This is a genomic window from Pseudarthrobacter sp. NPDC055928 (assembly GCF_042270935.1).
GTDB lineage: Bacteria > Actinomycetota > Actinomycetes > Actinomycetales > Micrococcaceae > Arthrobacter.
On sequence record NZ_JBHJZH010000012.1, the window covers coordinates 30,375 to 39,790 of the forward strand.

At 65.7% G+C, this 9,416-nt stretch carries 10 protein-coding genes and 2 riboswitches; of the genes, 2 read left to right on the top strand and 8 right to left on the bottom strand.

Annotated features, from left to right (window positions below; translation table 11 throughout):
- Nucleotides 1-17 precede the first annotated feature (17 nt).
- From ACFC25_RS15090 to ACFC25_RS15100, 3 genes are read right to left on the bottom strand one after another with little or no spacing between them, the layout of a single operon-like run.
- A complete protein-coding gene (locus tag ACFC25_RS15090; protein ID WP_337348131.1) occupies nt 18-458 on the bottom strand; it encodes a DUF1810 domain-containing protein in 441 nt (146 codons plus the stop codon).
- Between the two features lie 24 nt (nt 459-482).
- A complete protein-coding gene (locus ACFC25_RS15095) occupies nt 483-998 on the bottom strand; it encodes a DNA alkylation repair protein (protein ID WP_376046486.1) in 516 nt (171 codons plus the stop codon).
- Between the two features lie 2 nt (nt 999-1,000).
- Nucleotides 1,001-1,363 carry a TraR/DksA family transcriptional regulator gene (locus ACFC25_RS15100; protein WP_376046488.1) on the bottom strand — a complete coding sequence of 121 codons (363 nt, stop codon included), beginning with the start codon at nt 1,361-1,363 and terminating at the stop codon, nt 1,001-1,003.
- Nucleotides 1,364-1,446: 83 nt separating this feature from the next.
- Here ACFC25_RS15100 and ACFC25_RS15105 point away from each other — a divergent pair, with 83 nt between their 5' ends.
- Nucleotides 1,447-1,596, top strand: coding sequence for a hypothetical protein (locus ACFC25_RS15105; RefSeq protein WP_376046491.1), 150 nt, complete (start codon nt 1,447-1,449; stop codon nt 1,594-1,596).
- A 24-nt stretch (nt 1,597-1,620) separates the two neighbouring features.
- On the opposite strand, the gene ACFC25_RS15110 is transcribed toward ACFC25_RS15105, so the two are convergent.
- On the bottom strand, nt 1,621-2,913 hold the full coding sequence (locus tag ACFC25_RS15110; protein ID WP_376046494.1) for a lytic transglycosylase domain-containing protein: 1,293 nt from the start codon (nt 2,911-2,913) through the stop codon (nt 1,621-1,623).
- 377 nt (nt 2,914-3,290) lie between these two features.
- A riboswitch (cyclic di-AMP (ydaO/yuaA leader) is annotated at nt 3,291-3,493 on the top strand.
- Between the two features lie 3 nt (nt 3,494-3,496).
- Between ACFC25_RS15110 and ACFC25_RS15115 the strand changes: the two genes are divergently transcribed.
- Nucleotides 3,497-4,342, top strand: a complete 846-nt coding sequence (locus tag ACFC25_RS15115; protein WP_376046497.1) for a LysM peptidoglycan-binding domain-containing protein — start codon at nt 3,497-3,499, stop codon at nt 4,340-4,342.
- 69 nt (nt 4,343-4,411) lie between these two features.
- Here the strand turns inward: ACFC25_RS15115 and ACFC25_RS15120 are convergent, their stop codons facing one another.
- From ACFC25_RS15120 to ACFC25_RS15135, 4 genes are all read right to left on the bottom strand, one after another.
- Entirely contained in the window at nt 4,412-5,875 is a 1,464-nt protein-coding gene (locus tag ACFC25_RS15120) for a YdiU family protein (RefSeq protein WP_376046499.1), read from the bottom strand.
- A 348-nt stretch (nt 5,876-6,223) separates the two neighbouring features.
- Nucleotides 6,224-7,201 (bottom strand): dienelactone hydrolase family protein, encoded by a 978-nt coding sequence (locus tag ACFC25_RS15125; RefSeq protein ID WP_376046501.1) that lies wholly within the window; start codon nt 7,199-7,201, stop codon nt 6,224-6,226.
- An 82-nt stretch (nt 7,202-7,283) separates the two neighbouring features.
- Nucleotides 7,284-8,177 (bottom strand): ribonuclease Z, encoded by an 894-nt coding sequence (locus ACFC25_RS15130; protein ID WP_376046504.1) that lies wholly within the window; start codon nt 8,175-8,177, stop codon nt 7,284-7,286.
- 49 nt (nt 8,178-8,226) lie between these two features.
- Nucleotides 8,227-8,439 (bottom strand): hypothetical protein, encoded by a 213-nt coding sequence (locus ACFC25_RS15135; protein WP_337348141.1) that lies wholly within the window; start codon nt 8,437-8,439, stop codon nt 8,227-8,229.
- Between the two features lie 421 nt (nt 8,440-8,860).
- A riboswitch (cyclic di-AMP (ydaO/yuaA leader) is annotated at nt 8,861-9,045 on the top strand.
- The last annotated feature ends 371 nt before the right edge of the window (nt 9,046-9,416 follow it).

Here is a 9,416-nt window from a genome sequence, read left to right on the forward strand (position 1 = left end):
AGCGTCCGTCCGCCCGGTCAGTCCCTGTCAGCCGCCAGAAGGGAGTCGGTGGCGGGGTCCGGCTGCCCGTCGAAGAAGTCGGCCAGCACGGTCTTGAAGATGGTCTCCCCCGGCGCGGCACGCAGGAACAGTGTCATCGAAGAGTGCAGCTTCCTGGCGTCGATGCCGCCGAGGATGTCCGTGGCCGAGCGGCCGGCGTGTGTGTCGATGGCGGCTGCGGACTCCAGCAGCCGCGGGCCCAGGACATCATGCTTCAAGTACGCCTGCGCTTCTTCCAGCGAATTGATGGCGTACCTGACCGACGTGGGGCTGCTGCCGAGCCCGGCAATCTGCGGGAAGATGAACCACATCCAGTGGCCCGTCTTCCTGCCCAGCTGCAATTCGTCCAAGGCCCGGCTGTAGGTGCCGCCGTGGTCTTGAGCCTCGACAAAACGCTCGAGGTCGTAGGGATCGCTCATCTCCGTCTCCTTCTCTCAGGTGTTTCAGGCTACTTCTGCGGTCAGGGATGCTGCGTGGCGGATCCAGCCATCGGGGTCCTGGCTCCAGCGGGTGATCACGACGCCGGCGCGCTGCCGGCCAGGTCCGTCCAGCACCTTCAGGAGCGGGACTACAACGTCGTTGATCAGCGGGATTACCAGCTCACCGCTGTGCGCGGATCTGATAAAGCCCTCGAGCCTGGTCAGGTCCGTATGCCGCAGCATGGCCACCCGGGACTGCAGCAGCACCACAGCGGCGAGGCGACGCTCATAGACGGGCTTCCTGCCGGGTCCTGGTTGGCCCCAGAGCAGTGAGGCCAAGGCCACCACGTCATCGCGGCCAAGGTCCTTGAACTTCCGTCCGGCGTCGCGGACGGTTCCCCGGACCGCCCCCACCGACGCACCATAGGAGCCCAGGGCACCGCCCATCCGGGACTCCACCTCGTCCGCCCGGTACCAGGCTCCTTCGTTCTGCAGCGTGGCATCAATGAAGTCCGCGGCATCCAGGACTGTCTGGTTCACGGCTACCGTCCGCGGCGCCCGGTGGAGGCATGCTCCAGGCAATAGGGGGTCCATGGCCTGGCCTCCAGGCGGCCCTCGGCGATAGGCACGCCACATACCTCGCACACGCCGTAGGTGCCATCGGCAACTCGTTGCAGGGCAGCTTCCACCTGAGCCAGGCCCGAGCTGCTCTGTTGCAGCAAGGCCGAGGCCTGGGACAGCTCGAAGGCGATGGTGGCACCCTCGGGGTCGTGCTCGTCGTCGACGTTGGAGTCCTGGCGTGCAGCATTGGTTGAGGAAATGTCCGCCCGCAGCGCCGGAAGCAGGGCAAGCTTTCGCGCACGCTCTTCCTCCAGCAGGATCCGGAACCGCTCAAAGTCAGCCATGGGAAAAGCCTACGCCGCGGCACCTTCGCAGGACTCGACAAGTGGCACTCAACGGAGCATGCTGTCACTCGTAAGCGCCTCAGATGCCGCCTGGTAATCCGTTTGACGCCGCGGGTGATTCCTACCCCATTCCACCGGGGCATGACTCCTGGGTGGACGGCGACCAGGCCCTCGTCGGCATTGAATTCGTCAGCGCCGCCGAATTTGCCAATCCAGCACCGGACTCCGCCTAGCCTTCGCGTCAGCGCCCGGCCGGGTCAGTACCAGTTGTATTGGACGGAGTGGTTCCAGGCCCCGCACGGAGACGTGTACCGGTCCCGGATGTACCCGAGGCCCCACTCGACCTGCGTCCGGTAATTGGTGAGCCAGTCGCTGCCGGCGCTGGCGTACTTCCCGGCGGGCAGCGCCTGGGCGATCCCGTAAGCGCCGGAGTAGGGGTTGGTGGCCGTGGTCAGCCAGTTGGATTCCTTGGTCCACAGCTGCGCCAGGCACAGGAACTGGTCCTGGCCCCAGCCGTAGGCGGACAGCCGGCCCGAAGCGTAACTCTTGGCTCCGGCGGGGTCGTTGACGGCACCGCCAGGAACGGAAGGGACGACGACGGGCGGCGGGCTCGGCGTCGGACCAGGGGCGGGAGGCGGAGCCGGCGCCGGCGCCGCCGGAGCAGCTGGGCCGGCCGGTGCGGCGGGCCCAGGGTTCACCGGTTTCTGGGCGGCGGCCAGGGCCGCGGCCTTGGCCGCCGCCTCGGCCTGTTGGCGGGCCTGTTCCTGCGCGGCGGCGCGCTTAGCTGCCTGCGCGGTCTCGTAGGCAGCCAAAGCCGCCTGGCCCTGCCGGAACTCCCCTTCGACGGCGGCAGTGGTGCCCTTGAGGGATGCCAGCTGCGCGGTCAGTTCCTGGCTGTGCTCCTGCTGCTCCGCAACCTGCCGTGACATGGCCTGCTGGGCCGCCTGGGCGGCGTCGAGCTTGCTCTTGGCTTCCCCTGACAGCCGTTCGCGTTCAGTCCTCGCTGCCCTTTCCTGATCGGCGAGGGCATTGGCGACCCGTTCGGCAGCCGCGGATTTGTTCACCAGGGCCGCGGTCTTGTCGCTGACGATCTGGACGATATTCAGACCCTGGATGCTGTTGGTCTGGACGGCGTCGAGGGCGACGAAGAATCCCATATTGGTGCCGCCGGTCTTGTACGACTGGGCTGCCAGGGCGCCGATTTCCTTTTTGTACTGCCCGAGTTCCGCTGTGACGCGTGCAGTCTGTGCGGTGAGGACGTCAACCCTTGAGCTGGCAGCCTGGAGCGCTGCGTCCGCCGCGGCGTATTCGGCAGCGGACGTCACGGCAGCGCCACCCAGTGCCTCAGCCTGCGTCTGCAGCCCACCCAACAGTTCGTTGATCCTGGTGACCTCCGCAGCCTTACCGGCCTCGCTTTGCTTGGCGTTTTGCACGTCCTGCCAGGAGGGGTAACCGCCTGGCGGAGGATCGTCGTCGGCATGCGAAGGCGCCGTGGCGAGCGGGGCCGCCAAAACAACCGCCAGCAGGCCCGCAACGGCAGGCAGCCTCATTCTTTGAGCAAACCGGGACATAGTTGGTGAGCTTACCGGGCGAAACTCTTGCCTAGTGGATGCTGGTCCAACATTGTTATCCAGCAGAGATCCCTCCCGTAGCAGCCCCAGGGCAGGCCTCCTTTACCACGCATCAGGCCTCAATCTGAGGATAAAAACGCCAGACGGCCTCTTTTGTTACGTGATTTCAATCACACGGCACCAGCTGTCGCAGCATATACCGCTATCGGGGCCTGACCTGCAACGTCATTCCACACACGGAAGAACCCCACCCGAAGATAAGGTGGCTTTTTGGCCTACATTCCGTTACCGGAATGTGACATTCCAAAAGAGCAGAGGTTATGGTCGAGCGGTGTCCTGGCTCAAGCCGGGGCATTCCCGTCAGTATGCCGAACCCTGCCGCTGAACCGGGACCCCAGTTACTTTCACTGGCAGGGACGGGGGAACCACGTTTCCACGGCTTCGTTCCGAAGCCTTGGGGTTAAGTCGATATCGCTCCGTCCCGTACGGAGCCGTAACCGGCCGGGTGTCTCCGACCCGAACCCGACAGCTCACCCCGCAGGCATGGGAGAGGCGATTACCCGTGTCAAAAAACTCCACTGCCGCACGCCATCGTGCGACTTCTGTCCGCCCCACCGTCCTGGTTGGCCTGTCTTCCTCGGCCAAAGCCCGCGCACTGACGTTCGGCCGGCCCGCACTTGCCGCAGTTGCCGCGTCCGGGCTGCTCTTTAGCGTTGGCACCCCGGCGCAGGCCGGCGTCCACGGCCCGGACTCGTCCGGGACCGTCAATGTGCAGGGCCAGACCAGCGCACCGGCCGCCGTTGCACCGGCCGCGGCTGCCGCTCCGGCCGCCGCAGCCACTGTCCACACGGTCGTCTCAGGCGACACCCTGGGCGCAATTTCCGCCGCCTACGGCGTGGCCCTGAACGACGTCCTGGCTGTGAACGGCCTGTCGCTGACCACCATCATCTACCCCGGTGACCAGATCCAGATCCCGGGTGCCGGCTACACTGCTCCGGCTCCGGCTCCGGTGGCGAAGGCAGCCGCAGCGCCCACTGCCCCGGCCAACACCGGCGTCCAGCTGGCTTCCACTGCCGCCCCGGCGGCGCAGGCACCGTCCGGCTCGCTCGGCGCTGCCATCCTGGCTTCCGCCTATTCGCAGCTCGGCGTTCAGCAGGACTGCACCGCCATGGTGGAGAAGGCACTGCGCTCGGTGGGCAAGAGCGTGGGAGACCTTGCACCCACCCAATTCTTCGCGTACGGCACCGTGGTGGGCACCCCTGCAGCCGGTGACCTGGTCATCACCGCCGGCCACGTGGGCGTCTACGCCGGCAATGGCCAGGTTGTTAGCGGCGGCGTGGACGGTTACAAGACCGAAGTCCACTCCATCAGCTGGTTGTCGGGAGCGTCCTTCGTCCGCGTAGCGTGAGTCCGGCCGGTTCGACGGCGGCGGGCGGCAATCAGCCGCCTGTCGCCGTCGTCCCCCGTTTTTGTTCGCTCAGGTTCCGCAGAACGTCCGGTAGCTGCCGAAGTCAACAGGCGCGGGACCGGCGTAGCGTTCCAGGCCGGGGCGCTCAGTGTACGGCTGCGTCAGGACGTCCACCAGGCGGTGGAACGGGTCCAGGTCGCCTGCGGTAGCGGCGCCCAGGGCTTCTTCCACCAAGTGGTTCCTGGGGATGTAGACAGGGTTCACCCGGTCCATCATGTCTGCGTCCGGTGCCAGGGCGAGCCACTTCTTGGTCCACGCGTCAAATGCTCCTGGGTCCGTGAACATGGTACGGGCTGCGTCGGGTGTACCGCGGGCTGCGGACCCGAGGCCCCGGAGGAACGAGGTGTAATCAACCTGCCCCTCTTCAAGCATTGCGAGCAGGTCATTCACCAGAGGCCCCGCTTCGTCGTCCCTTGCCTCCGCGCCGAGCCCCAGCTTGGATTTCATCCCGGTGGACCAGGCCGTACTGTACAGGTTGCGGAACGCGCCCAGTGACTCCACAGCGAGCGCAACGGCCTGCTCCTGATCCTCGTGGAGCAGGGGCAGAAGCGCCTCGGCCAGCCGGGTGAGGTTCCATTCAGCGATGACTGGCTGGTTGGCGTAGGCGTAACGTCCGCCGGCGTCGATGGAGCTGTAGACCGCACCGGGGTTGAAGGCATCCATAAACGCGCACGGTCCATAGTCGATGGTCTCGCCCGAGATGGTCATGTTGTCCGTGTTCATTACCCCGTGGACAAATCCTACGAGCATCCACTGGGCCACCAGGGACGCCTGGGCGGCGATGACCGCATCGAACAGCGCGAGATAGGGCTGGTCCGCCTTCGCGGCGTCCGGATGATGGCGGCTGATCGCGTGGTCGGCCAGCCGACGGAGGAGCTCCGTGTCGCCGTTGACCCGGGCGAACTGGAAACTGCCCACACGCAGGTGGCTGCTCGCAACGCGGGTCAGCACAGCCCCGGGAAGCATGGTTTCGCGGCGGACTGGCCGTCCCGTGGCCACGACGGCAAGCGACCGTGTGGTGGGAATGCCCATGGCGTACATGGCTTCACTGACGAGGTATTCGCGCAGCATCGGACCAACGACGGCGAGGCCGTCACCGGCACGGGCGAACGGGGTACGGCCTGAGCCCTTGAGGTGCACATCGCGGAGGCGCCCGTGAATATCCGTGACCTCCCCCAGCAGGAGGGCGCGCCCGTCTCCCAAGAGTGGCGAATAGCCTCCGAACTGATGCCCGGCGTATGCCTGGGCCACAGGCGTGGCACCTTCCGGGACCCGGTTGCCGATGAGCATCAGCGTCCCCTCCGGGGTCCGCAGCAACGCCGGATCCAGGCCAAGTTCGCTGGCCAGCCGCTCGTTCAGCACGAGGAGTTGCGGGGACGGAGCCTCCTCGGCCTGCCAGGGTACAGCAAGCTCCTCGAACTCCCGGGCGAAGCGGCCATCGAAGGTGAGCGTTGTTGACGTTGTGGTGCTCATCTTTCAAGACTACCCGCGCCTGCGGCGGGACCGGCGGCGTAAAATTTTTCGTACCGGTTCATCGCTGCCCAGGGCAGTCAGGGTAATGGGAAGGTCGCGGTACCCATGGTCAAGAATCCGTTCGGGCATCATCAGCACGAGGAACAGAAACCGCCCGATTCAGCCAAACACAGCCACCGGCCCTGGCTGAAGAGGGAGGATGCAGGTTTTGAACACGGGCGGAGCAGTCTCTTCTTCCTCGCCCATGACCTTCCCCAGCCGCCCACTGTGACCTGCATCCAGGGACATGAGATACCGGACGGGCAAACCACGTGCCACCACGGCCATCCCATCGGGTGACGCCGAGCGTCAGACGTGCTGCTTGAACCACGCCAACGTGTCGTTCCAGGCCGCCGTTGCCTGGGCCTCGTTGTACCGTTCACCGGTGTCGTTGTGGAAGGCGTGGTCCACGCCCGGGTAAACGGTCAGCTGGTGTGTGATGTTGTTGGCCGCCAACGCGTCCTTCAGTGCCGGCATGGCCCCCGTGATCCGCTGGTCCCGCTCGGCATAGACGCCGAAGACCGCGGCCTTGATGGCTGGGACTCTGTTGAGGTCCGGTGCCGGGCCGTAGAAAGCGGCCGTGGCTGCGAGCCCGCTGAGTTCCGTCGACGCCTGCCACGTGATTCCGCCGCCGAAGCAGTAACCGTTCATGGCGATCCTCGCCGGGTCCACGAAGTCCTGTGACGCCAGGTAGTCAAAGGCCGCGGCGAAATCGGCCACGTGGCGTTTGGCGCCGGCGCCCGTCAGCGCACCAGGTACGGCGTCGGCATCCATCCCCGCAGTCCCGCCCTCCCTGCTGAGCAGGTCCAGGGCCAGCGCACTGTAGCCGGCTTTGGCGAACCGCCGGGCAACGTCCTGGATGTGCGGGGTGAGTCCGCGGTTCTCGTGGCAGACCAGCACTGCAGGACCAGCCGCTCCCCCGTCGGGCCGGGCAAGGTAGCCCCTGATGTCGGTGCCGCTGGAGGGGAAGGTGATTGTCGACGTCGTCAGCCCTGTTGTTCCCTCGGGAACGGAGAGCGGGCTCTTGGCTCCGGGAACGGCACCGGCGGCCGCGGTGCCGTCGCCTGCCGCCGAGGACGTTGGAGAGGGGGTGGGCATGGGGTCGGTGCTCCGCGGGACTTCTTCGGGGGTGCAGCCCACGAGCAACATTGCGGCCGAGGTCGCTGCCATGCTTCCGGTGATGAAAGCGACGCGGCGGGTAAACGTGCGGTGGGTCATGTCCCCGGCACGGTAATCGTCGAAGAATTCCTCGATCAGATACTTCTCAAACTTGCCAAGCTGGATCATGGGAGCCTCCTGGGATGCCCAAACATCCTCCTCCGATGTCAGGCGACGGGCAAGGGGCGCCGGACGTTGCGGGGGTTGTTGTTTAGTGCGGATGCCGGCGTTTAGGAAAGGCGATCCGGTCCAGGTCATGGGCGGCAATGACGGCAGCCCCGCCGGCACGGTCCCGGGCCTGCCGGGCGAGGAGCGTGACGTCATCGCCATACCGCGAGGAGAAGTGCGTCAGGATCAGCGTGCCGACGGCGGCGCTGGCCGCCAACTCCCCTGCCTGCCCGGCGGTGAGGTGCCGGTACTCCCTGGCGAGCCCGGCGTCGTCGTTGCTGAATGTTGACTCCGCCACGAGCAGATCCGCACCTTCGGCCAGTTTCCCAGCGCCCGCGCAAGGGGCGGTATCCATCACAAAGGCGAATTTCTGGCCGGGGCGGGCCACCGTCACGTCCTCAAGACGGACGTTTCCCAGGCTTCTCTCACGCTCCAGGCGCCCGACGTCGGCTCCCCTGATTCCTGCCGCGGCCAGCCTATCCGGAAGGAAAGTGTGGCCATCTGGTTCGGTGAGCCGGTAACCGTACGTTTCGATGCGGTGCTTCAGCGGCTGGACCTCCAGGCCGGGCGCCACGGTTCCCGCGGCGCCGTGCGGATACAGCCGCAAATCAATCCCCGGAGAACTGACCGCTACCAGGGTACGGACGAGGTCCTCCCCCGAAGCCGGAAAGTGCAGGTGGACCGGATGGGCAACGCCGTCCAAGGCCATCCGCGACAGCACGCCGGGCAGTCCGAAGCAGTGGTCTCCGTGCACATGGGTCAGGCAGATGCGTGTGATTTGGCTGGCCGCTACCCCGGCGTGGAGCATCTGGCGCTGGGTTCCCTCGCCAGGGTCAAAGAGCAGGCCCTCGCCGTCCCACCGCAACAGGTAGCCATTATGGTTCCGCGTCCGCGTGGGGACCTGGGAGGCTGTGCCAAGAATGACGAGGTCACGCATGGGGATAGCGTAACCAAGCCTGGTTTGGCGATGAGCGCTGGGACGGTACTTAGTGCAGCAGCCAGGACCCGTCCGAGGGGGGTTCAGGTTTCCGGCGCAACTTCCGGAAGAGGGCGACAAAAGGCCATGCCAACAGTTGCAGCATGCCTGCTGTCATCAACAGGCAGACAACAAGGATAAGGACGGGCGCGTACAGGAGGAACACCCCAGCCATAGTGGCCAGATAGCCACCGATCAAACCGAGAACGGCCTCGGCGTCCATCTCAACTCCTCTTCACTTTTTACGGATTTAATCGTCAGGGCAGGCGCTTGAGCGCTTGTCATAATCCAAAGGAGACTGTCAGGGGCCAGTGATGACGCGCTTGCGTGGAGGCTCGATCCAATAAGGAATCGTCCAACACGAAATCGGGCACAGCCGTGCGATGCCTGCAATGGGGAGACTGACGCTGGCTGCGGCCACGGGGAATCCCTCCAGGATGCTGGGGTGGACTCACACCCAGTCTGCAATGGCGGCCGCATACTGCCTAACGGTCTATCCAGCCTACTCTTCGATCCTCCCGCGCGGAAGAATGGGCTCGGCAAGCAAGGAGACTCACCACTCCGGACATTCCTGTTACCTAAACGTGACTTTTAGGGGGTGGTTCATGTACGGTTTTCGGGTGGCCCATCTGGATCGGGCCACGTCCGGGGTGACGCCGAGCTCTGCCACATCCCGGGCTCCCAACACAGTAAGGCAGAGACGGGGGACCCACAGTCTTCGGGCCGTTTCGCAGCGGTCCTTGGGGTGAAGCCGTCACGCCTGAACGTGCCGGCCGGTTGACCTCTTCCGAACCCGACAGCTAACTTCGCAGGCGTTGAGAGGCAAATACCATGTCCCGTTCGCTGGATCAGTCGCGCCCTTTTCGGGCCGGGCGACACCGCGCAGAAACTGCGCCGGTCATCACCACTCCACCCACCCCAACCGGTTCCGGCGCAGAAATGCCGCATCCCGCGCCGACTCCGGCAGGACCGGCATCAGCCCCACTGCGCCGAAGAAGAGTCAGGGGCCCGGCCTTCGAGGTCCCGACTGCCCCGGAATCGTCACCCAAGGCGGACGCTGCGTCACCTGCAACCGAAGTAATTGCAGCTGTAGCACCCACGACGTCGGCTCTAAAAAGCGCGGCCGTGCAGGAGACAACGCGACGGTCCCGGGAACGACGCGAACCGGTTGGAAAGCCCGCAGAGGCCACACCCGTTGCG

Excerpts from the sequence above, each read along its gene's own strand:
- ACFC25_RS15090 (WP_337348131.1), bottom strand. The coding sequence starts at position 458 with ATGAGCGATCCCTACGACCTCGAGCGTTTTGTCGAGGCTCAAGACCAC.
- ACFC25_RS15100 (WP_376046488.1), bottom strand. The coding sequence starts at position 1,363 with ATGGCTGACTTTGAGCGGTTCCGGATCCTGCTGGAGGAAGAGCGTGCG.
- ACFC25_RS15105 (WP_376046491.1), top strand. The coding sequence starts at position 1,447 with ATGCCGCCTGGTAATCCGTTTGACGCCGCGGGTGATTCCTACCCCATT.
- ACFC25_RS15110 (WP_376046494.1), bottom strand. The coding sequence starts at position 2,913 with ATGAGGCTGCCTGCCGTTGCGGGCCTGCTGGCGGTTGTTTTGGCGGCC.
- ACFC25_RS15120 (WP_376046499.1), bottom strand. The coding sequence starts at position 5,875 with ATGAGCACCACAACGTCAACAACGCTCACCTTCGATGGCCGCTTCGCC.
- ACFC25_RS15125 (WP_376046501.1), bottom strand. The coding sequence starts at position 7,201 with ATGATCCAGCTTGGCAAGTTTGAGAAGTATCTGATCGAGGAATTCTTC.
- ACFC25_RS15130 (WP_376046504.1), bottom strand. The coding sequence starts at position 8,177 with ATGCGTGACCTCGTCATTCTTGGCACAGCCTCCCAGGTCCCCACGCGG.
- ACFC25_RS15135 (WP_337348141.1), bottom strand. The coding sequence starts at position 8,439 with ATGGACGCCGAGGCCGTTCTCGGTTTGATCGGTGGCTATCTGGCCACT.